Source organism: Methanocorpusculum labreanum Z, assembly GCF_000015765.1.
Taxonomy (GTDB): domain Archaea; phylum Halobacteriota; class Methanomicrobia; order Methanomicrobiales; family Methanocorpusculaceae; genus Methanocorpusculum; species Methanocorpusculum labreanum.
In genome coordinates, this window is record NC_008942.1 from 960,265 (window position 1) to 982,769 (window position 22,505).

Consider the following 22,505-nt stretch of genomic DNA (forward strand, 5'->3'; position numbering starts at 1 on the left):
TCCTTTTTCCATGATCGGGGACGGACGTACTCATCTTATTATTGTTCAGCCCCAAATATATACTCGTGAAATGGGCAATTTTAGGCGGAGGTCTGACAGGGGTCACTCTCGCCCGTCTTCTCAAGGAAAAAGGACATGAAGTCACGGTCCTCGAAAAGGAACCGAAAATCGGCGGTCTGTGCAAATCCGAAGTGCGAAACGGATTTACCTTCGACTGCGGCGGATCGCATATCATCTTCTCCCGCGATACAGATGTTCTCGCATTCATGCAGAACGCTCTGGCAGAGAACCAGGAATTTCGAAACAGAAACACCAAAATATTCTATAAAGGTCAGTATGTAAAATACCCGTTCGAAAACGGACTGTACGCTCTTCCAAAAGAAGACCTGTTCTTCTGCATAAACGAATACGTCAAGAATCTGGTCGCGGTCGAAAAAGGCGAAGTAACGGAGCCGAAAAGCTTCAAGGACTGGATCTACTACACCTTCGGCAAAGGGATCGCCGAGTGTTATCTCGTTCCCTACAATGAGAAGATCTGGAACTACCCGACCGACAAAATGTCGAAACACTGGATGGACGGCCGCGTTCCCCGCCCGCCGGTGGAAGACATCATCAAATCGGCGATAGGCATCGAAACTGAGGGATACACTCACCAGGCGGTCTTTTCCTATCCGATCGATGGCGGCATCGAAGCCCTGATCCACGCCATCGCAAAACCTATCGCTGATTCAATCAAGACAAACTACACCGTCACCTCGGTTGTGAATACGGGCGACGGATGGGCTGTCTCCAATGGAAAAGAGACTATTTTGGCCGACCGGATCATCTCGACCCTGCCGCTCCAGACCCTTCTTCCGATGCTCAATGTCCCTGCCCCAATTAAGGAGGCATGCGATGCCCTCAGGTACAACTCGATTGCCTGCATCTCCGTCGGATTCAAAGGGACCCTTCCGGACATCTCCTGGATGTACGTGCCGGAAGAACAGTGGGGTGCCTTCAACCGTCTCTCCTTCCCGTCCAACTTCTCGAGCAAAGTCGCGCCTGAAGGCTGCTCTGCGGTCCTTGCCGAAATCACTTACAACGAAGGCGACGACATCTCGAAGATGAACGACGAGGAGATCATTATCCACACCGTCGACGGTCTTGTCAGAATGGGGATCATCCCGTCGGCCGACGATGTCGTTCATACCGCGGTCGACCACTTCAAATTCGCCTACGTCGTGTACGATCTCGATTACCTGAAAAATATCAAAATCGTCAGGGAATATCTCGAAGGAGCTCTCGGCATCGATCTCGTCGGCAGATTCTCCGAGTTCGAATACATCAATATGGACGGCTGCATCCGAAGCGCCATGAACTTCGTGGAGAAAAATACATGCGAGTAAATATCCGGGTGGAAAATTTTTCGGTATTCAAATACGTCGGCTGTGCAACGGTCGCGATGATGCTTTACGAAGGTCTGCAGAAGACCCCGGGCGTCGATGTCGAGCTGAATAGTAAAAAACACGACCACGACATAACCCACTGTCATACCCTTGGCCCGGGTGCGGTCTGGTCGATGCTTCGGGCAAAACACGTCAAGATCATCACGGCCCACTCGACCCCGAGCCTGAACGTCAACAACCTCGCCGGTGCTTCGCTCATTAATAAGATCTACAAGCCGATGTATAAAAGGTACGATCACATCATCACCATCACGAAAGACAATGAGCGGGAGATCAAAGAGATGCTCCCAGACATGCCGACGACCAGAATCCCAAGCTGCGTAAATATGGACAAATTCAAGCCGGACGCAGAAAAACGCCGGATTTTCCGGGAAACATACGGCTTTTCGGATGACGACAAAGTGATCCTTCAGGTCGCTCAGCAGACCCCGAGAAAAGGCATCTACGATTTTCTTGACTTGGCGGATGAACATCCTGAATACAAATTTATGTGGGTCGGGGGATTTCCTTACGGGCCGATCTCGGACGATAAGAAAAAGGTCGAGGCACGGAAAGCCAAAGCAGGCGACAACGTCATCTTCCCGGGATTCGTCCCGGACATCACCGGCGTATATGCCGGAGCCGACGTCTTTTTGTTCCCGTCCTACGGGGATCTGATGTCGATTTCCATCATGGAAGCACTTTCGAGCGGCCTTCCGGTCATCTCCCGCGACCTGCCGGAGTACCGGGAACTTTTCACCGGGATCGCCGGATTCTTTACCAAAAACGAGGAGATCTCCCCCCTGCTCGCAGACGACGCTCTTCTCAGAAACGCCGCGTCCCATGCCCGGGCATCGGTCGAGCAGTATGACATTTATAAGGTAGCACAGATGCATGCCGATCTGTATGCGGAGTTATTAGCATGATTTCAGTCGTAGTTCCATCATTCAATGAAGAGGCAGGCATCGAAGCCTTCCTGAAAAGTCTCTGTGACCAGACTCTTCCAAGAGACCAGTATGAGATCATCGTGGTCGACGGAAATTCCAAGGACAAGACCAGGGAGATCGCCGAAAAATACGCGGACAAGGTCTTCATCCAGACGAGCAAAAAGGTTGGCGGGGCAAGAAACGACGGCGTTCTTGCAAGCAAATATGACCTGATCGTGACGACCGATGCAGACTGTTTCCTGCCGAGACCCTGGCTTGAGACGATCGTAAAAGACTTCGAGAAGTATCCTGACGCATCGATCATCTACGGCCCGATCTATCCGCTGGAACCCGGATTCAAGCATAAGTTCGAGGTGTTCCTGTATAATATCGTCGTTCGGATCGGCGGGAGAACGGGAATCTTCTACGCGACGCTTGGAGCAAATACGGCGTTTCGGAAGAACCTTTTCATCGAGGCCGGGATGTACAAGGTCTGCGATGCCGGAGACGACTGGGAACTGCCCAAACGTATGAAAAACTATGGACGGGTCGTCCTCGATATGAAGATGATCATCGGCTTTTCGATGCGGCGGTACATCAACTTCGGTCTCTTCCGCTCGGCGTTCCAGTGGTTCTACGTGGTCGCGAAAGGCGGGTTCTCGGACAAACACCAGTATATGGGTAAGGAATATACGAAAAAATAATGGTCACGCTGTATCTCCCCGACGATCTGGTCTTAACGACCCATGCCGGAACGCTTGAGGAGATCCTTCTCCGTCTGGATCTGAATCCGTACGAGATCCTTGTCACAAGGGACGGCGAACTTTTGCTTGCCGACGACGAGGTCCGTGAGGACGATGTCCTTCGGGCGACCTCGATCGTGCACGGAGGATAGATGACGACCATGTGCAGCCGCTGCGGAAAAAAGGCGGTGTACGTCGATCCGGTCACAAAGCAGCGGTTCTGCGGGGAGCATTTTTCGACATGGTTCGAGGCGGGAGTTTCTGCCGCGATCGAAAAATACCGGATGATCGAACCCGGTGACCGGATCGCGGTGGGCCTTTCGGGCGGGAAGGACTCGACGGTTCTTTTGACGGTACTTGCAAAACTGGATCTGGACGCGGAGCTGATCCCTATCACGGTTGACGAGGGGATCGGCGGCTACCGGGACGATACGATCCTTGCGGCGACCCGGCTCTGCGATAAACTCGGCCTCGCAGACAGACTGGTCTCTTTTACGGATATCTGCGGGAAAACGCTCGACGAGCTCCTCTCCAATGATCCCCGGCAGGCGTGCTCGGTCTGCGGGACGTTGCGGCGGCGGGCTTTGAATCAGGCGGCCCGCGAGGTCGGGGCAACCAAAATCGCGACGGGTCACTGTCTGGACGACGAGGCACAGTCGGTTCTGATGAATTATCTGCGGGGCGATGTGACCCGGGTTACGGGATCGTATCGGACGAACGCGGATACGCTGTTTCTGCCGAGAATCAAACCGCTCTGCCGGGCAACGGAACGGGAGACGGTTGCCTACGGGATCGTGAACCGCCTGCTTACCGATCTGCCGGAGTGCCCTTACACAAAGTATGCTCTGCGTGCGGACGTCCGAAAAGGACTTGGGAAGCTCGAGTACACAACTCCCGGGACGATGATGAATATCGTGACCGGCCAGGAGAAGCTTCTCGCAAAACTCGGACCGCGGGAGGGCGAGATCACCATGATGGGCCGCTGCGAACTCTGCGGGGAACCGACGAGTCACCGATTGTGTGCGGCGTGTGCTCTGCTCGAAAAGCTGAAGTAACGTTTTTTTTTGGTGAATTTTTTGGGAGCCGGAACATGAATCTCAATTTCTTCAAATATATCCTCGCCCTGCTGATCTTTGGTTCGAACGGCATCGTGGCGAGCTTTATCGCGTTGACCAGCTACGAGATCGTGTTTTTCCGAACAATGATCGGCGCCCTGTTTCTCATCCTGCTGTTTGTTGGAATCCGGAAAAAACCGCAGTTCCCGGCTTATCGAAAAGAGACCCTGTTTGTCGTGATCTCCGGAGTCGCGATGGGGATCTGCTGGATGTTTTTGTACGAGGCGTATGCACAGGTCGGGGTGAGCATCGCGTCGCTTGCGTATTACTGCGGCCCGGTCCTCGTCATGATCGCAGCACCGATCATTTTCCGGGAAAAACTCCATCTCTCGATTATTGCGGGATTCGCCGCCGTGCTTCTCGGGATGCTCTTCGTCAACGGAGGAGATCTTCTCACGGGCGGCATGTCGTTTGGGTTGTTCTGCGGGATCATGTCGGCTGTGATGTATGCCGTGATGCTGATCTTCAATAAAAAAGCGGTCCATATAAACGGCCTTGAAAACCCGATGATCCAGCTGACGAGCAGTTTCATCACCGTCGCGGTTTTCACGCTTGCCTATCAGGGACTCTCCTTCCAGATCCCGGCTGGAAGTATCCTGCCGCTTCTTTTCCTCGGCGTCGTGAATACCGGATTCGGGTGTTATCTCTACTTCTCGGCGATCGGGAACCTTTCCGTGCAGACGGTGGCGATCGTCGGGTATCTCGAACCTCTGTCGGCTCTGGTATTTTCGGCGGTCATTTTATCGGAACATCTGGGTTTTATCCAGGTAATCGGTGCGGCCCTGATTCTCGGCGGGGCAATGTTCGGCGAGATGTTCAGTCATAAGAAACTGCCTTGGAAAAAGGAAAAGGAAGATACACTATAATTGAGATGGGGACGACATCACGTCGTACCGATTCGAACCATTTTCCCCGCAGCCGTGAGATTTTGGAAGTCAGCATTGGAGTGGGCGACCAGAATGACCCGGTCGAATGCATCCGGATCGTCCCGGAGAAACGACAGAACCGTTTCGACCGCGATGACGGCGGCTTTGTCTTTCGGATAGCCGTATACTCCGGTGCTTACGGCGGGAAAGGCGATGGTTCGAAGACCGTGTTCCCCGGCAAGCGTGAGCGAATGAAAATAACAGGCCCTCAGTTGTTCCGGCTCTCCTTCATTCCCGCCCCACCAGACGGGGCCAACCGTGTGGATGATGTATTTCGCGGGGAGAGCATAGCCTTTCGTGATTTTCGCTTCCCCGATCCTGCACCCCCCAAGCGTCCGGCACTCAGCAAGAAGTCCGGGACCGGCCGCATGATGAATCGCCCCGTCCACGCCCCCGCCACCAAGAAGCGTGGTGTTTGCGGCATTGACGATTACGTCGACGGAGAGGGTTGTTATGTCGGTTTTGACGACGCCGAGATGGTCGGTTATCCATAAGACGGGATCTTCCATGCTCAATTCTTCGCCGTTCAGCCGGATAGTGTTTTTCCTGTGGGAACGAAACGGGTGACCACACACCCAAAAAAACCCGCCTCGAAAACACCTTCCATGCACCCAAAAATGACCATGTTTCCATTCGCAAATAGGTGTTTCGATTCCATTTTGATGATCCGAACACCATTTTTGGCCAAATTTCTTTGATGATTTTTGGTGGTGAAAAAATGAAATCGGCAGGATTGGGCGTATTTTCCGTCCAACGAGGTCATAGTATATAAAGAAAAACGGAGGCGCCTGGAAAAAACGATACCCCCGGAAAGACTCACTACCTACCGCGTTACTAATTTATATAGTAGTAATTTTTATTCAAGGTCTTCTCTCTCTCTCTCTCTCTCTCTCTCTCGTCTGTACTGTACATAAAATAATAATAATAAGAGTTTAGGCGCCTGAAAAAAAAGTGATTGATGAGAGATTTTCTTCCGCTCTAGGTCACTACCTAGGTAGGTAGTCTGTCGGGGGTTATCGTTTTTTTCAGGCGCCTGGGGTTTTATTTATATAGTCCTGATGTTTTGCCGGGGAAATCGGCAGGATTCGGCTTGTTTTATGTTTGGGGTATGGTTTTTGATGAGCGGGAGAGGGGTCATTTTGATGGGCGGATGGTCATTTTGGAGTTGAAATAGTGGTTTTCGTGTGGAACTCTGCATGTTTTGGGTTCGGGTGAGGAAATCAGATGAGGTGTACTTTCATTTCGTGTAAGGGATTCTTGGGGACACATGAAATAAAACCAACCGCGAATCTCCGCGAATTCTCGCGAATCGCATTTTTCTTGCGTCGTCGTGCTCTGCTCCGGCTTATCGCCTACGCAGAAATCGCACGCCGTCTGGAAAAAATGCTGAGGAAAAACCGGCGTGCCGGTTTTTCTTTTTCATGATCATTCCAGAGTGTGCTAATATAATTGATATTTCGGGGTGCGGGGCCGCGACTCCGGCGCGGAGCGGCCCGCGGTGGAAATATCCTAAGTTCTAGGATGAATGAACGATCCGAGAAGCTCAATGAATCCTCAAAGGTGGCGAGATTCTTTGGAGAGTATGACTCATCACGCTAAATTCACAAACAAATCCACCAAAACAGAGAGAGAGGATTCTATTTTCCATGAATACAGATGAAAAATGATTTTTAATGGATTTAACCGCGGTATAACTCCTTTTCTTCATCTTCACGTTCAGCAGCTCGTATGTTATCTCTCAAAGATTCAATATTTATTTCAGCCCATCTTTTGACACGTGGATTAAGGTGAGTGAGGAGCGCTTCGAAATTATTTAACCAAGTTTCATAAAATGGTCTTTTAGAACCAATCCACGAAAAAATAGAAATTTTGTTAGTTAACCCTGCCAACACTTTTTCATTGTCACCATAATGATTAATTAAATACTTGGCCAATGGACTCCAAGTGATTTTCTGATCAATATTAATAAGTGGTAATATTGCATTTGCAAGGAAGATGGGAGCACGATCTGGTTCGTCTTCACACCACTGAGTTATTAGTGGTAATTGGATAGATTCTAATGGACTGGGCGCCCATTTTCCAGCTGATGCTTCCGATCCAAGAATAAGCTCAAGAGAATCAGATCCGCGATATTCCCTGGAGGTTATAGCAGCTCCAAATATTGGCCAAGTTGTTTCAATATATTCTGGTAAGAGAAGTAATTTAATAATTTCTTCAAGATCTTCATAAATTAATACGATAACCGTGTTGCCAGAACATAATGCGATTATTTCTTCGGTTAAGTTCTTTGCTATGTCTAAATCGGGTCCGGATTGTTGTAACAAACCTGAAATAATGTTAGTAACTGAATAAAGGGTACCTTGAAGCGAGTTAGTATCTTTTATCATCGTGGAAAAACATTTGTAATCAATGAATAGTTTTTTGAAAAATGGTCTAAACATATGCGTCTTTATTTCATCATCATAAGCATAGTCAAATGCTAATTCAAATACCATGATACACCCATTCTCAGAATTTAACAACAAATCATTAAAGAAATCAAGTACTGAAGCAGGATATAAGTGCCTAAGAGCGTTTCTATACTGAAATTCCCTAAAATCCTCAATATGTAATTTATCATTCTTTAATTGAGTGATCAATAAATCCAAATCAGTCTTTTCAGGTTTAGTTCGTGCAGTCAAAACTAATAATAAATGGGATAATTGTGGATCTTCGGATATCCTTTTAAGATACTGACTTACAAGAGCCGAGTTTTCCGATCGGAGTGCATAGAGATAGCCCCCTAAAACAGAATCATCCATTTCCTCTTTAGGTACGCCTTTTAATAAATCAATTAACGTGTTGATGATCTTATCTTTGTCATCAGTGCAATTACAAAGGGCATAACCAAACTGATATCCTTGACTTGACGGGGTTCTAGATAATAATTCTAAGACTTCACGCAAGTCTTCTGGTTTACTGCTTAGATATTTTGCAAATTCAATAGTCTCAGTATTTACTTTTTCATAATGATTCGAACCATCATACGGCGTATATTGTTTCGGGCTTATTATTTTGAGATATGCTTCATCAATAATCGATTGAGGTCCCAATTTATTGATCCAATTATTTAGTCGGATCTTTGCATCTTCTGGAATATCCTCTGAATGGTAATGGAGAAACCTGTTTAATTCTGCTGATACTTCCGGCCAGAAATATCCCCTCTCTTTACAAATAGAGAATATAACATCATCTAAAATATCAAGTCGTCTATACTCTAGCATACCCCAGATGGATTTTTCTATTTGAGATATAGCAAGCTTTCCAATTGGATCCTCATTTAAGGCATATTTTTTCAATATCCGTAGAACATCATCCCAATAATCAAAAACTTCTTTCCTTGTTTTTGGAATCCAGTCTTTTTTGGGATATCGACTGCCTTGAAGCTCTACACCACCGATCCTTAAGAAACTATGGGTTTGGAGGGCATGACCCAGAGCTGTGATACAGATCGTCTGGAACTCAGGATCATTTGTTGATAATCCCTCATCAATTACCTTTAATCTCATGTTCGGCGGTGCTTGCGTACCAGACAATGCCAAATGAAACAACTGATAAAACTGCTCTGTAGAGTTATTTCCCAATCCTGGTTCAGTTTCTGAAACTGCGAACTTAAGTAATAAATTTGCGGCTTTCGTAAAGGTGTTTTCCCAGAAACACAAATTTTCGAGAGCCCAAACAATGTTTCTTCTACCTGGGATAATTTGTTTAATCAATTCTTTATCTGCGTCACCAAAACATCGGTAAAGGGCATCGGTAGCCTCGCGGGGATTCACTTCTGCAATTGAGCGGAAGATCCGTGAACCCCTCTCAGAATTTAGTGTCTCTGCTTTCCCTAAACGGCGTCGATTATTGCATAGTTCTTTAGTTAATTCTTCAATTTCTGGATCAATGTTTATGTATCTAAATTGATTACAGAGAGAATTGACCAAACCCTCTGGAATATCATTTCCGAATAAGAGTTTTTCAGCCTGATCTGGAGAACAATATTTCCACCACCCTGTTGCAAGAGTGATTGCAAGGGGCATGGGAGTTACTCTAAAATACCGTCCTCTTTCTTCGATAATACCACGTTCAGATTTTATCTGTTTGATGATACGGTGGAAATCATCAGAGGATATATTGCAAATATTTTTAGCAATAAAATCTGCATGGATATACAGATTATCCTTCACACCAAATTCCGTGAAAAGAGAACACGCTTTAATTACGTCTTTCTGAATATCGGTTGGTTTTTCTCGACCGCCAATTAATCGATCTATGAGATATTCTTTAGTAATTGTTCCAATCGATTCAGCGCCGGCTGTTCTATTCTTAGCAATCAAAACAGCCATTTCAGGATATCCCTGAGTAAAATCTACTATTCGTTTAACATCTGGCTCAGGCAATCCAGAAAATTGTTCCAATACAATTTTTTCGATTATGTCATTACTAACCGGTTGGAGTTTGTAAACGGGATCTTCTCTTATACCACACGTATCTGTGTAATCAATTGATAATAAGGATAAACAGCTATCTGAATGTTTTATCTCTATTGCAAGGCGATCATGGGTTTCACAATCGCATTCATCAACAATTATTGTTCCAGACAACTTACTCTTACGCCAATTTCTTATCGCTGAAATAAGGTTTTCAACATCCCGAGCGTTGTCAAAATAAACGACGTCGGCACTTAGCTGACTCTGTACAATATCACCAGGTGATATCTCATCACTAAGAAGTTCAGGGGGTCTAAAGGCCTCTAATGCTACTCGGGTTTTCCCTAATCCAGAATTTCCGACAAAACGCACAACCTTCTGCTTACCAGAGATATTCGTTCGTATTCCTGTAATTATATCTTGAAGATATTTGTCTGAAAAAAACCTATTACAATAATATTTTTCCCATTCTCCCCACGTGAGAGCACCGCAGGGGACTGGACGACCAATACATTCACACACATAAAGAGCCGCTGCTGGAAATTGGTTTGTCCAATCTGCAATTTTTTCCCCATCATAAATCTGAATAGCACAACTTTCAGCATAAGGCGCGTGTGCAGCCCTCAAACCCTTTCGAAACCCCTCTATTCTATCTTCTTGCATACTCCGATTACATGGAAAATTACAGAACAAGATATATGTACCCTGGTCTAAAAAGTGAGAATTAATGCGTTCTTTAACGGTTTTATTATCGGTGTTCAATAATTCTTTTTTGCATGCAGCTGCGGTAAAACCATTTGCATCAGTTCTTTGTTTACATTGGAATAATATTGATTTATTTGGAAAATAATCTGTTTTTTTTATTGATGAGTGATCCCATTTTATATACCCATCCTCCCCACCATCTTTTTGGTTTGAAGCTAGAGAAACCCTAAATGATTGTATCTGTAAATTCCATCTTTTAACTTCAAGAGAGAGGAGTTTCTTTAATAATTGTGTTAATTGCTCATCATCCAGTCTTAGAATATCTTTATGGCCAATCTCAAATAAGTGTGTCATTTGAACTCCATATTTACTCTTTTAAAAAGATGTTGCATCACAACCTTTTATTCAATCTATTATACGATAAAGTTAGTTATTGTAACGCTATTTTGTGGTGATTATAAGATTTTCAGTGAAATTAGATAATTCTCCTATCTCCTTGAATTCATAGAAAACTCAAAAAACTACCCCCTTGACGAGCAGGATCCACATTGATTCAAGCGAGGGCACATGTCTGAGTTGGAGAGCCAGCCGGAAGTTATCGAACGCGGTTTTTTAATTTTATCTCTCTACCATCATTCTCTTGGTGAAATTAATATCTACTCCCGCAAAAAAAGAATCCCTTCTCCCGAAAATAAAAATAAGATATTTCCACCGCGGGCCGCTCCGCGCCGAATCGCAAATCAAAGATTTGCTCAGCTGAGGTCGGCCGCTTTCAGCGTCCACCCCGCAGTCACTTCCCCGCACCACAAAATCAGAAAAGAATAACAAACAAAAAGAAAAACCGGCACGCCGGTTTTTCCCCAGCATTTTTCCAGACGGCGTGCGATTCCTGCGCAGGCGATAAGCCGGAGCAGAGCACGACGACGCAAGAAAAATGCGATTCGCGTTAATTCGCGGAGATTCGCGGTTAAATCATCTCATACATCCACACTCATCTCAACTACTTCCATCTCAGAGCTTGCCTGTCTATCCTTCCACCTCTGTCCCCCTTTTCGTGGATTTCGCTGAATTTCGAAAATTTTGTGTGGGGGGACGATCCAAATGATTTTCTCTATTTCGTGTTTTCGTATTTTTTTCGTGAATTTTGTGTGATAGATGCGCACATCAAAAAAAATCCCATACACGAAACCGAAGCCCACAGTCGCAAATCAAAGATTTGCTCCGCTGAGGTCGTCCCCTTCGCTTCGCTCGGGTCCAACCCGCCCCAAAAAAAGAACAGATAATTCTTACAGCATCCTCTGTAAAAACTGCCCCGTATAACTCCGCTTCACCTTCGCTACCTCCTCCGGCGTTCCTTCGGCAATGATCTCGCCGCCGGCATTCCCGCCCTCAGGGCCGAGATCGATCAGATAATCCGCCGACTTGATAACATCCAGATTATGCTCGATCACCACAACCGAATTCCCTTTCCCGACCAGACTGTCCAGAACCCCGATAAGCTTCTTCACGTCATGGAAATGGAGACCAGTCGTCGGCTCATCTAAGAGATACACGGTCTTCCCCGTCGCCCGCTTCGCAAGCTCCCTCGTCAGTTTGATACGCTGGGCCTCGCCGCCGGACAGCGTCGTCGAACTCTGCCCGAGCTTGATATACCCGAGACCCACATCGGCAAGCGTCTGGAGCTTTGCACTGATCGACGGCACGTTCTCGAACAGTTCGAGGGCCTCGTCCACGCTCATATTCAAAACATCCGCGATCGACTTCCCCTTATACTTCACCTCGAGCGTCTCCTCATTATACCGGGTCCCCTTACACTCCTCGCACTCGATATACACATCAGGCAGGAAATTCATCTCGATCTTCATCACGCCGTCCCCCGAACACGCCTCGCAGCGGCCGCCTTTGATATTGAACGAAAACCGCCCCGGGCCGTATCCCCGCAGCTTCGCCTCCTTCGTCTCGGCAAACAATTTCCGGATATCGTCGAACACCTTCGTGTAGGTCGCCGGATTCGACCGCGGCGTCCGCCCGATAGGCGACTGATCGATCACGATCACCTTGTCGATCTCCGACTCGAAGATCAGCTCCTTATATGCCCCCGGCGTCACCTTCGACTTATACAACTCCTTCATCAGGGCCTGATACAGCGTATCGTAGATCAGCGTGGATTTTCCCGAACCCGAAACGCCAGTTACGACCGTCAGCGTCCCAAGCGGGATCGCCGCATCGATATTTTTCAGATTGTTCTCCGTGCAACCGTTGAGCCGGATGAACCGCTTCGCCGGCCGTCTCTTCTCGGGGACGGGAATAGAAAGCTCGCCCGAAAGATACTTTCCCGTCAAAGACTCCGGGAACGTTTCGATCATATCCGGCGTTCCTTCGGCAACGACTTTCCCGCCGTGAACGCCTGCCCCGGGACCGATATCCACTACGTAGTCGGCCGCCCGGATCGTGTCCTCGTCGTGTTCGACCACGATGAGCGTGTTTCCAAGATCCCGAAGCTTCTGCAGGGTCTGGATAAGTTTCTGGTTGTCCCGCTGGTGGAGACCGATCGACGGCTCATCCAGAATATACAAAACCCCCATCAGGTTCGAACCGATCTGGGTGGCGAGCCGGATACGCTGGGCCTCCCCGCCGGAAAGACTCCCCGCACTCCGGGAAAGCGTCAGATATCCAAGACCGACCGACTTCAGGAAGTTCAGTCTGGACTTGATCTCCCGAAGGATCAGCCTCGCGATCTCCTCTTCCTTTTCAGAAAGCGGCAGAGACTCGAAGAACTCGAGGGCCGCATCGATCGACATATCGGCGACGTCCGCGATGGATTGACCGCCCACTTTGACCGCGAGCACGTGATCCTTCAGCCGTTTTCCGTGACAGGTCGGACAGGGAAGGATCCGCATGAACTTCTCAAGCTCTTCTTTGCGGTACTCAGACTTCGTCTCCTTATACAGGCGTTCGGTCTGGGGAAGCAGCCCCTCCCAGGTCCCGTGATAGGCCCACTCGGCATTTTTCGAGGTGTGGCGGAACTTCATGTCCTGGTTCACGCCGTACATCAGCCCGTCATACTGCTCTTTGGTGAACTCGCTCACCGGCGTCATCAGCGTGAAGCCGAGATGTTTCGCGACGGCGTCCAGATACTGGACACGGAACCCGTCGAGGAAATTTTTGTACACGGCGACGGCGCCGTCGGCAAGAGAGAGGCTCTTGTCCGGGATGATCAGGTCGGGATCGAAGACCATCTGGAACCCAAGACCGTTACAGGTCGGACAGGCCCCGAACGGACTGTTGAAGGAGAACATTCTCGGCTGGAGCTCCTCGAACGAGAGACCGCAGACGGGACATGCCATCCGTGCCGAGTAGACGGAGTCCGTCTCGCCGGCGTTCGCATACACGAGCCCGTCTTCGGCGTGCTTCAGTGCCGATTCGATCGCCTCGGTCAGCCGGCTCCGGTCGGACGTTTCCACCCGGTCGATGACGACATCGATGTTGTGCATGATGTATCTGCCGAGCTTGATCTCGTCGTCGGTCCGGAAAATCTCGCCGTCGACCCGAACCCTTGCAAAGCCGTCGGCATGCAGATCGCGGAACAACTGTTCATACGTCCCTTTCTTCTTGCGGATGATCGGGGCGAGGATCGTGACCATCGTCTCCGGATACTCCTTCTGGATCGAATCGGCGATCTGACCAGGCGTCCTCGACTCGATTTTTACGTGATGGATCGGACAGTAGGGAATCCCGATCCTGGCATACAATAACCGCAGGTAGTCATAGATCTCCGTCACCGTACCTACGGTAGAGCGCGGATTTTTCGAAGTGGTTTTCTGTTCGATGGATATTGCGGGGGAGAGGCCTTCGATGGAATCAACATCGGGTTTGCTCATCAGTCCGAGGAACTGGCGGGCGTAGGCGGAGAGAGATTCGACGTATCTGCGGTGCCCTTCCGCATAAATCGTATCAAAAGCGAGTGTGGATTTTCCCGAGCCCGAAACCCCGGTGACGACGATCAGTTTGTCACGCGGGAGTTCTATATTGATATTCTGAAGGTTGTGCTGTCTGGCACCCTTCACGATCAGGTTTTTCATGCGGGGTACATGTTTGCGGCAGGGGGTTATTATGTTTTAGAACCGGGGAGTTTGTCGCCGGTCTCGGGCTTCATGACCACGGGGTGGGCAAGCCCGAGGGAGGCAACTTCCATGAGCTCTTCGTAGTCCATGGTCGTTTCCACGCATCCGTCCGTCTTGGTAACGAATCCGATCGTCGTCATGGAGATCTTTCGGCCCATCTGCAGACCTTCCTTGACCTCCATCATGCAGCCGACGCCGATCATTGCCTTCGGCTTATATTTTTTCACCATCCTTTTAATGAAGGTCGAGCCCGGGATGATGAAGGTCTTGTATCCTGCTTCGTTGAGAGCAGGGACCGCCCGTCCAAGCCCGCAGCGCCCGCAGGAAACGCATTTGAGTCCGTCGGGGGTCAGACGGGCCGGGCAATCGTGAGCACGGAGACACTGGGGAAAGAAGACGACACGGTCTTCGACCGGGGTTTTCGCGAAGTTGGAGTAGTTCATCTCGTTGTCGATTCTGATCAGAAACTCCATCAGCTCTTTTCCGTCGACGCCGAGGAGGAGACAGACGATCTTGACCGTGCCTTCCATGATCGTAAAGAACGGTCTGAGAAGCCGCGGGAAGTACATCTGTTTCCGGTGGATCGAGATGACGATTAAGATCGCCATCAGAATGGAGAAGATCAGCCAGAAGGCTATGAAGATCAGAAGAAGCTGGCCGAGGATCAGGGCCAGGTTGTTCCAGACCGGACTGTCGAAAAATGCGAGGGAGAGGGTCGCAGCCATTTATTTCATGTCCTGGAAATCATACGGGGGATACAGGACACCCTTTTCGGTTATAATGGCGGTAACTAGATCCAGCGGCGTCGCGTCGAAGGCGTAGTTGATGACCGGGACGTTTTCCGGAACGGTCGTTCTCCCAAAGAGGCCGGAAACTTCGGTCCGGTCACGCTGTTCGATGGTGATATCGGACTCTGACGCCGCTGCGTCAAAAGTCGAGACGGGAGCCGCGACGTAGAACGGGATGTCGTGATATTTGGCACAGACGGCGTGCATGTAAGTCCCGATCTTGTTGAAGACGGCGTCTTTTGTGATCCGGTCGGCACCGACGATGACGGCGTCGATTTTTCCCTGACGCATCAAAAATGCGGCTTCTGAGTCAACGATCGTTGTCACGGGGATCTCATCACGGGCGAGTTCCCAGGCGGTGAGCCTGGAGCCCTGGAGAAGGGGGCGGGTCTCGCAGGAGACGACCGAGATCTTCTTGCCCATCTTTTTGGCCGAGCGGATGACCCCGAGCGCCGTCCCCCATGAAGAGCAGGCGAGTGCCCCTGCATTACAGTGGGTAAGCACGGTCCCGATCTGCGGGAGAAGCGAGGCGCCGTTGTGACCCAGAAGCATGCAGGCTTTGGTGTCGTTTTCGGCGATGGTTTTCGCGGCGAAAAGCGCCATGACCCGTGCCATCTCCGGGGGGAGATTTTCCATGCTGCGGAGGACTTTGTCCACGCCCCATGCGAGATTCACGGCGGTCGGGCGGGTGCTTTTCAGAAGCGCCGCATCGGACGCGATCGTCTCGTCGAACTCGACGTCCGAAACGCAGCGTGCCGCAGATAAAGCGACCCCGAATGCGCCGGCAACGCCGAGGGCCGGAGCTCCTCTGACTTCGAGCCGGCGGATCGCGTCCGCGAGCCGGGAAACCTCGGTGATCTCGATGACCTTATACTCGGTTGGGAGCAGCGTCTGGTCGATGAGCATCACGGAACTGTTTTCATCGTTCCACCAGATGGTTTTGTCCTCGGTCACTGTTCGCTCCTGACGACGTCGATGGAGGCTTTCATGGCGGCGGCACCGGCGGACATGACCGAGTCAGGGATGTCTTTTGGAGCAAGGGCGGCGCCGGCGATGTAGATCCCGGGACGGATCGTTCCCGCCGGGTCGAGTTTCATATCGGCGGGACTTAAGAACTGGTGATCGTCGAGGGGAAGGCCGAGCGATTTTGCGAGCCGCACGGTTTCCGGTTCGGGGATCATGCCGACCGAAAGGACAACGAGATCGGCTTCCAGATTGAGGAATTCGGCGGTCTCGGTGTTTTCGACCGGGAGAACCAGCCGGCCCTTTCCGTTGTCCTGCACATCGCCCGGCAGTCCGCGGATGATTTTGACGCCGGCGTCGATCGCCCGCTGGTAATACTCCTCGTAGCCTTTTCCGTAGGCCCGGATGTCAGAGTAGAGGATCGAGACCTCGCAGTCGGGATAATGCTCTTTGATGAGCATGGAGTTTTTGAGGGCGTACATGCAGCATACGCAGGAACAGATGTTTCTGTTGATCGTCATGTCACGCGATCCTACGCACTGGACAAAGACGATGCTTTTCGGGGTCTCGCCGTTCGAGAGCCGGCGTAAGTTGCCGGTGGTCGGTCCGCCGGCATTGATCATCCGCTCGAATTCGAGGGAGGTGATGACATCCGGGTATCGAAGATAGCCGAATCTGGATTTCTTCTGCGGGTCGAAGAGCGAGTATCCGGTCGCGATCACGACGGCGGAGGCGTTGATCTCGAGGGTTTCGACTTTTGCCTCGGTGACTTTGAGGACGGCGTCTTTGCCGCAGACCCCGTAGCAGAGGCCGCATTCAATACAGTGGAGATTGTCTTTTACAACGATGTTGGGGATCGACTGGGCGTGGGGTTTGTAGATCGCTTTTCGAACCCCGATGCCAGCATCGAATTTGTTGTAGACTTCGATCGGGCAGATGGTGATACAGTCGCCGCAGCCCGTGCACTCCTTTTCATTGATGTAGCGTGGATATTTGGTGACGGTGACGGTGAAATTTCCAACCTCACCAACGATTTTTTCGACCTCGGCGAGGGTGAGGATCGTAACGTTCGGATGCCGGGAGATCTCGGCCATCTTCGGCGAGAGGATGCACATCGAACAGTCGTTGGTCGGGAAGGTTTTGTCGAGCATGGCCATGTGGCCGCCGATCGACGGCTCGCGCTCGATCAGATAGACATGGATGTTGTGATTGGCGATGTCCATGGCACTCTGGATGCCGGCGACTCCTCCGCCAATGACAACAACATTATTCATGGAGATACCTCTGCCCGACAGAGACGTAGGTCGCGGCGTTTTTGAGGTTGCCGGCGGCCTCTTCGGGGGTGAGTTCGCGAACGACTTTTCCTGGAACGCCGATGACGAGCGAGTTCGGGGGGATCTCCTTTCGCTCGGAGACGAGAGCTCCGGCTGCGATGAGGGATCCTTTGCCGATCTTTGCGCCGTTCAAAACGATCGCTCCCATGCCGATGAGTGCGTCGTCTTCTATTGTTGCCCCGTGGATGATCGCCCCGTGACCGATCGAGACGTTTTCACCGATGGTGACGGGATATCCGTGGCTTTCGTGGATGACGGCATTGTCCTGCACATTAGAGCCGTTGCCGATTGATATTTTTTCCATATCTGCACGAAGGACCGCCCCGAAAAGGATGGTGACGTTATCGCCGAGCGTTACGTCGCCTTTGAGGGTCGCATTGGGTGCGACATAGGTGTTTTTTCCGATAGAACCGCCGAAGTCCATAGTGGTTATATAATTGCATGCCGGAAGTTATGAGTATTGTGGATAGGGGAGGAATGGGGGCGGGGTGCCGGAATATAACGGCACCCGTAAATTTCCGAGGTTGAGATTTTTTTTGGATTGGACAATATTAGTCAGGTGTACAAGATTTTTGGATATTATTATTCATCACACCAAATGCACGAAATTCACCACGAAAACACGAAACTATCGAAAATCAACGAAATGCACAAAACGGGGCAGAGATGGTTGTCTGGGAGAGAGGAATTATTCTCAAAAGAAAGGGATTGGCAGAGGGCAGAAACATGAGATAAACCAACCGCGAATCGGCGCGAATCCCGCCCTTCGGGCTCCCAGAATCGGATTTGCTTAACCTCACTTTCGCAATCCAGCTACGCTGTCTTGCTCATCCCTCATCGGGAGCGTTCGGGCAAATCCTGTCGCCGCCCCGGCGGCTCCAGTGAAACAAACTGGATGTTTTTTGTTATATTTCGGGAGTGCGGGGCCGGGGTGGAGAATCTTTTTTTGATGAAGAGATGCAACCATTTTCATCTTATTTTGAGGAGGGGGAGCGATATGATCTCTCATATGGTAATAGATTTAAATAAGCGCCCATCTTAGAATGCATATTATGACATACGTTCTGGATAGGAGATGGAGATGACCTATTATCGTATAATTACCGAAGAAAAACTGCAGAGTTGGGTTGATCAGAATTCACGAAGAGCCCAGGAGATTATTGTTGAACTGGTAGATCGTTTGGTTCGTGCATCCGTATCTTATCCAATTGAATGTCGATTTTCAAAAGTAATTATGGAACATGGATTTGATGGAGAACTCAACGTCAAAGAGTCGCCTATTCACTATATTCCAGAAGGATATTCCTGTTGGGAAATTGGAACGAACAAGGATTCTATTTCTAAATTCAAGAGTGATCTGCAGTCATCTGAAAAAAATTTCAGAATGATCAGTACAATAAATCAAATTCGACATTTGTATTTGTAACGCCACGTCTTGCAATGGGTAAAGATTTAGATAAAACTGGTCGTGGCAAGTGGATTCAGGATGAGATCAAAAAGGGGGAGTGGAGGGATATCAAAATTATTGATGCTGACTCCTTATGTGATTGGCTTTCACTCTACCCAACAGTTGGGATTTGGATGGCTGATCAAATGGGGATGCCAGTTGAGGATATTCGCCCATTAGAGAAATATTGGGATGCTATTCTAGAGGCTACAAAAATACATCCATTATCCCCAGAGATATTTCTTGCACATCGTGCGGAAGCAAAAGAGCGTGTCAATCAATTCCTTGATAATCATCAAAACCGTCTCAAACTGACTACATATTGTCCAGCTCAAATTCCGGATTTCATTGCGGCTGTCTTACAAAGCAGAGATGACAGGAATACTTGGTATTCTAAAACATTGGTCATTGATACACAATCAGCTTTTCAAAAAATGGTTAGTGAATCTGGATCGCATGTATTCGTAATCACATTCGAAGTTATTGACGAAGAAAAATTAATTAGTGAAGCAAATTCAAGAGAACACTCAGTAATTTACTCTGGTAAACCAAGTCAGAATTCAATCACAAACTCTTACACAAGCACTCTTCCAGATATTCCACCAGAATATATCTCCACAGAATTAGATAAACTTGGATATGGGAAGTTAGAGGCATTCTATTTTGCATACAAATGTTTCGGAAATCCAAGCAATCTTAGAACTCTCATTTCTGGTTATCCAATTAGTCCAACATGGAATTTGGGAAATATCGATGTGAATACAATATTATCTGCATGTCTCTTTGGGAAGTGGGACGGAAGTTATGAAGGAGACCGAAAAATTATTTCGGATTTTGTAAAAAAACCATACGAGGACTGGATACGAGAAATAACCAATGCTCTCCTGCAGTCTCCTCAGATTCCGATTTATGAAGAAAATAATGTCTGGAAGGTAACACGAAAACTGGAAATCTGGGATTTAATCTGGGAACGAGTTAGAGCTGAACAGATTCAGCAGTTCTGCAAACAGGCAGTTCAGGTATTACAAGAGATTGATCCGAAATATGAGCTTGAACCGAATGAAAGATACATGGCCAGCATTCTAACGAAAAGTCCCACATATTCTTCTACATTGCGTGAGGGGGTGGCAGATACCTTAGCATTTCTGGCAAGTCCTCTCTGTCAAAAAAACAGCGGACTGGATGTTGATGTTCAATCAATAATTCAAATGTCGGTTCGTGAAATTCTTTCCTCACCCAATTGGAAACTTTACGCCACACTTGACCACTCAATATCACTCTTGGCAGAAGCATCCCCAAGAGAATTTCTCAACAGACTCCGGAAAAATCTGAAAACGCCTTTTATTAAGGATTTGATTCGGGAAGCACCGAATCAATTTGGTCCAATATCATATTTACCAGGTCTTATCTGGGGTCTGGAAAAACTTGCATGGAGTACAGATAATCTTACTCAGGTGATAGCCATTTTGGGTGATATAATTGAAATGGAGGGGGAACCATATCATGAAAAACAAGCATTTCGTGTTCTCAATACAATATTGTGGCTACCAAGACCGCATACATCTGCCGATTCAAAAAAATGTAAAGCCGCGATATATAGTCTTCTAAAAAATCATCCAGCTATAGGCAGTGTCCTTATCCGTGAGGAGACATCTCTCCAGAATAAGTATTGCGATGGTGGCACTAAACCCAAATGGAGGGGTGATTTCTTTGGAGAATGTTCAAACGTTGTGTCATTATATCCAATATATTGCGATATAACACATTATTTGATAGGTAATGATACTGATTTCACATCAAATCTTCTAAGTGAATATGTACAGAAGAACGGTTGCGTGCGCAAATATATTGTGGAGTTTTTGGAAAATAATGACTTCAACTCCACGCAGCAACTTGAGAAACATCAAATTTGGTTGGAGATTAATAAGGCTCTCATGTGGATTTCACGTTTTCCAGATAATAAAATATATTCTCAAGAAGAGGTGGAGAGGTTATCTGCCATCAGCCTGAAATTAATGCCGGATGAACCCAAATATAAACACAGGTCTTTGTTTAATCCAATAAATAATTCTGCTCTTTATCATCCCGGCATATTAGATTCTGACGCATCACTGACTCCTCAAATAGATGCATTGAAGGAAATATACTCTATTGGCGGGATCTCCGACATACTGGAGTTTGCAGAATCAACATCTGTACCTGAATCTGTCGGTTATTTATTTGGCAAGAGTGCGGAAACTGAAGATGATACAATCCTCCTTCCAAAATATTTGACCACAACTGATGAATGGAAAAATAAATTTATCATTGGATATTGCAGGGGAAGGTTCGATAAATCAGCATGGCAGTTTGTTGATAGTTTACTTATCACATCGTGGACTCCAAATGAAATGAGCGTTTTCTTCCTCTCTCTTCCGCGTATGAATAAGACATGGGCATATGTCTCGACTTTAATGGGAGATGAAGAAAAAATCTATTGGGAACACATGTGGCCATATCTTCCTAAAGAAGAAAATAATTGGGCATATGTATTAGATAAATTTCTTCAGTTCAACTTACCGCTGCAGGCGATTAAATGTATTTCCTCTCTGCTATTTGATAAACAAAAAGTAGAGGGCGAATACATAATCGGTGCTCTTAAATTGCTTCGTGCAGATAAGAACATGCATCCATATATTGAACCATATGCCATTACGCAAATTCTGAAATATCTCGCTGAGTCAAAAGATATTAACAAGGAAGAAATATGGATATTAGAAGTTGCCTATTTCTCTGGAATGGATGTTCATGGAAGCCTTCACACAACGATTTTTGAGAGAAGACTTGCCGAAAGTCCTGAATTTTTCTGTGAGATGCTGCAACTCATTTACAAATCTAAAAATGAACAAGCCACTGATATGAAGTATGATATCAGCATAGATGTACGAAATAATATTTATTACATGCTTCAGCATTGGAGAGTTATCCCAGGGACAAGAGATGACGGTACATTTGATGAAAGCGCCTTCCTTGATTGGTATCATTCAGTAATTGATATCTGTCAGAAACAGGGTCTTGAAGATGTAGCATTCGTTGAAATTGGCCGAATACTGACATATGCTCCAGAAGATCCAGATGGCCTCTGGATTCACAGAACGGTTGCGAATCTGCTCAATGAAGATGATAATGAATCATTAAGACGGCATTTCGGGATTGGTATTAGAAATAAGGATGGGGTTCATATCTGCGATGGAGAATGGGAAGAACAACGAACCAAAAATTCTAGGGAGAAAGCAGATGCTTTGGATAATGCTGGATATCCTCTATTCGCAGAACTCATGCGAGAGATTTCGGAGTCATATATTCAAGATAAGAAGAGATCAGAAATGGAGATCAGGAGTTTTGAATCATTTTAAGTATTTTACTTGAGACTCTCCCATTTTTTTGAATATTGCATCATCTCCTCATTAATGAATAACATACCCAAGATTTCCTCACAGGAGCCGCTGGGGCGGCGACAGGATTTGCCCGAACGTTCCCGATGAGGGATGAACCGGTGGGGTGATAAGACCCA

General features: G+C 47.9%; 17 protein-coding genes. 9 read left to right on the plus strand and 8 right to left on the minus strand.

The window, feature by feature from the left end; genetic code table 11:
• Positions 1 to 65 precede the first annotated feature (65 nt).
• The 6 genes from MLAB_RS05090 to MLAB_RS05115 are packed head-to-tail and all read left to right on the plus strand — an operon-like array spanning position 66 to position 5,074.
• Positions 66 to 1,385 (plus strand): protoporphyrinogen/coproporphyrinogen oxidase, encoded by a 1,320-nt coding sequence (locus MLAB_RS05090; protein ID WP_048062049.1) that lies wholly within the window; start codon positions 66 to 68, stop codon positions 1,383 to 1,385.
• Positions 1,376 to 2,350: a glycosyltransferase family 4 protein gene (locus MLAB_RS05095; protein WP_011833340.1), complete on the plus strand. Its 975-nt coding sequence runs from the start codon at positions 1,376 to 1,378 to the stop codon at positions 2,348 to 2,350. Before MLAB_RS05090 ends, MLAB_RS05095 begins: the two co-directional genes overlap by 10 nt.
• Positions 2,347 to 3,054, plus strand: a complete 708-nt coding sequence (locus MLAB_RS05100) for a glycosyltransferase (RefSeq protein ID WP_011833341.1) — start codon at positions 2,347 to 2,349, stop codon at positions 3,052 to 3,054. The genes MLAB_RS05095 and MLAB_RS05100 overlap by 4 nt, the downstream gene beginning before the upstream one ends.
• A complete protein-coding gene (locus MLAB_RS05105) occupies positions 3,054 to 3,245 on the plus strand; it encodes a hypothetical protein (RefSeq protein ID WP_011833342.1) in 192 nt (63 codons plus the stop codon). Before MLAB_RS05100 ends, MLAB_RS05105 begins: the two co-directional genes overlap by 1 nt.
• Complete coding sequence (locus tag MLAB_RS05110; protein ID WP_011833343.1) at positions 3,246 to 4,148, plus strand: TIGR00269 family protein; 903 nt, start codon at positions 3,246 to 3,248, stop codon at positions 4,146 to 4,148. It begins immediately after the preceding gene.
• A gap of 35 nt (positions 4,149 to 4,183) precedes the next feature.
• On the plus strand, positions 4,184 to 5,074 hold the full coding sequence (locus MLAB_RS05115) for a DMT family transporter (RefSeq protein WP_011833344.1): 891 nt from the start codon (positions 4,184 to 4,186) through the stop codon (positions 5,072 to 5,074).
• A 17-nt stretch (positions 5,075 to 5,091) separates the two neighbouring features.
• Here MLAB_RS05115 and MLAB_RS05120 read toward each other — a convergent pair whose 3' ends face one another.
• Complete coding sequence (locus MLAB_RS05120; protein ID WP_011833345.1) at positions 5,092 to 5,643, minus strand: O-acetyl-ADP-ribose deacetylase; 552 nt, start codon at positions 5,641 to 5,643, stop codon at positions 5,092 to 5,094.
• Between the two features lie 748 nt (positions 5,644 to 6,391).
• Between MLAB_RS05120 and MLAB_RS09840 the strand changes: the two genes are divergently transcribed.
• The gene (locus tag MLAB_RS09840; protein WP_187146099.1) at positions 6,392 to 6,559 is read left to right on the plus strand and encodes a hypothetical protein; all 168 of its coding nucleotides are present in this window, start codon (positions 6,392 to 6,394) and stop codon (positions 6,557 to 6,559) included.
• Between the two features lie 254 nt (positions 6,560 to 6,813).
• On the opposite strand, the gene MLAB_RS05130 is transcribed toward MLAB_RS09840, so the two are convergent.
• From MLAB_RS05130 to MLAB_RS05160, 7 genes are all read right to left on the minus strand, one after another.
• Positions 6,814 to 10,650, minus strand: coding sequence for a hypothetical protein (locus MLAB_RS05130; RefSeq protein ID WP_011833347.1), 3,837 nt, complete (start codon positions 10,648 to 10,650; stop codon positions 6,814 to 6,816).
• 398 nt (positions 10,651 to 11,048) lie between these two features.
• Positions 11,049 to 11,225 (minus strand): hypothetical protein, encoded by a 177-nt coding sequence (locus MLAB_RS09845; RefSeq protein ID WP_187146100.1) that lies wholly within the window; start codon positions 11,223 to 11,225, stop codon positions 11,049 to 11,051.
• Positions 11,226 to 11,582: 357 nt separating this feature from the next.
• Positions 11,583 to 14,378, minus strand: coding sequence for an excinuclease ABC subunit UvrA (gene uvrA / locus MLAB_RS05140; protein ID WP_011833349.1), 2,796 nt, complete (start codon positions 14,376 to 14,378; stop codon positions 11,583 to 11,585).
• A 29-nt stretch (positions 14,379 to 14,407) separates the two neighbouring features.
• Positions 14,408 to 15,145 (minus strand): DUF116 domain-containing protein, encoded by a 738-nt coding sequence (locus MLAB_RS05145; protein WP_011833350.1) that lies wholly within the window; start codon positions 15,143 to 15,145, stop codon positions 14,408 to 14,410.
• Positions 15,146 to 16,162 carry an S-methyl-5-thioribose-1-phosphate isomerase gene (gene mtnA, locus MLAB_RS05150; RefSeq protein ID WP_011833351.1) on the minus strand — a complete coding sequence of 339 codons (1,017 nt, stop codon included), beginning with the start codon at positions 16,160 to 16,162 and terminating at the stop codon, positions 15,146 to 15,148.
• Complete coding sequence (locus MLAB_RS05155) at positions 16,159 to 17,445, minus strand: CoB--CoM heterodisulfide reductase iron-sulfur subunit A family protein (protein ID WP_011833352.1); 1,287 nt, start codon at positions 17,443 to 17,445, stop codon at positions 16,159 to 16,161. Before MLAB_RS05155 ends, mtnA begins: the two co-directional genes overlap by 4 nt.
• Positions 17,438 to 17,929 (minus strand): gamma carbonic anhydrase family protein, encoded by a 492-nt coding sequence (locus MLAB_RS05160; RefSeq protein ID WP_011833353.1) that lies wholly within the window; start codon positions 17,927 to 17,929, stop codon positions 17,438 to 17,440. Before MLAB_RS05160 ends, MLAB_RS05155 begins: the two co-directional genes overlap by 8 nt.
• Positions 17,930 to 18,586: 657 nt before the next feature.
• Here MLAB_RS05160 and MLAB_RS05170 point away from each other — a divergent pair.
• Both MLAB_RS05170 and MLAB_RS05175 read left to right on the plus strand, forming a co-directional pair.
• Positions 18,587 to 18,931: a hypothetical protein gene (locus MLAB_RS05170; RefSeq protein ID WP_143702778.1), complete on the plus strand. Its 345-nt coding sequence runs from the start codon at positions 18,587 to 18,589 to the stop codon at positions 18,929 to 18,931.
• A gap of 14 nt (positions 18,932 to 18,945) precedes the next feature.
• Positions 18,946 to 22,347: a hypothetical protein gene (locus MLAB_RS05175; protein WP_011833354.1), complete on the plus strand. Its 3,402-nt coding sequence runs from the start codon at positions 18,946 to 18,948 to the stop codon at positions 22,345 to 22,347.
• The last annotated feature ends 158 nt before the right edge of the window (positions 22,348 to 22,505 follow it).

Excerpts from the sequence above, each read along its gene's own strand:
- MLAB_RS05120 (WP_011833345.1), bottom strand. The coding sequence starts at position 5,643 with ATGGAAGATCCCGTCTTATGGATAACCGACCATCTCGGCGTCGTCAAA.
- MLAB_RS05130 (WP_011833347.1), bottom strand. The coding sequence starts at position 10,650 with ATGACACACTTATTTGAGATTGGCCATAAAGATATTCTAAGACTGGAT.
- MLAB_RS05110 (WP_011833343.1), top strand. The coding sequence starts at position 3,246 with ATGACGACCATGTGCAGCCGCTGCGGAAAAAAGGCGGTGTACGTCGAT.
- MLAB_RS05115 (WP_011833344.1), top strand. The coding sequence starts at position 4,184 with ATGAATCTCAATTTCTTCAAATATATCCTCGCCCTGCTGATCTTTGGT.
- MLAB_RS05145 (WP_011833350.1), bottom strand. The coding sequence starts at position 15,145 with ATGGCTGCGACCCTCTCCCTCGCATTTTTCGACAGTCCGGTCTGGAAC.
- MLAB_RS05100 (WP_011833341.1), top strand. The coding sequence starts at position 2,347 with ATGATTTCAGTCGTAGTTCCATCATTCAATGAAGAGGCAGGCATCGAA.
- MLAB_RS05105 (WP_011833342.1), top strand. The coding sequence starts at position 3,054 with ATGGTCACGCTGTATCTCCCCGACGATCTGGTCTTAACGACCCATGCC.
- MLAB_RS05175 (WP_011833354.1), top strand. The coding sequence starts at position 18,946 with ATGGGTAAAGATTTAGATAAAACTGGTCGTGGCAAGTGGATTCAGGAT.
- MLAB_RS05095 (WP_011833340.1), top strand. The coding sequence starts at position 1,376 with ATGCGAGTAAATATCCGGGTGGAAAATTTTTCGGTATTCAAATACGTC.
- uvrA (WP_011833349.1), bottom strand. The coding sequence starts at position 14,378 with ATGAAAAACCTGATCGTGAAGGGTGCCAGACAGCACAACCTTCAGAAT.
- MLAB_RS05170 (WP_143702778.1), top strand. The coding sequence starts at position 18,587 with ATGACCTATTATCGTATAATTACCGAAGAAAAACTGCAGAGTTGGGTT.
- MLAB_RS05160 (WP_011833353.1), bottom strand. The coding sequence starts at position 17,929 with ATGGACTTCGGCGGTTCTATCGGAAAAAACACCTATGTCGCACCCAAT.
- MLAB_RS05155 (WP_011833352.1), bottom strand. The coding sequence starts at position 17,445 with ATGAATAATGTTGTTGTCATTGGCGGAGGAGTCGCCGGCATCCAGAGT.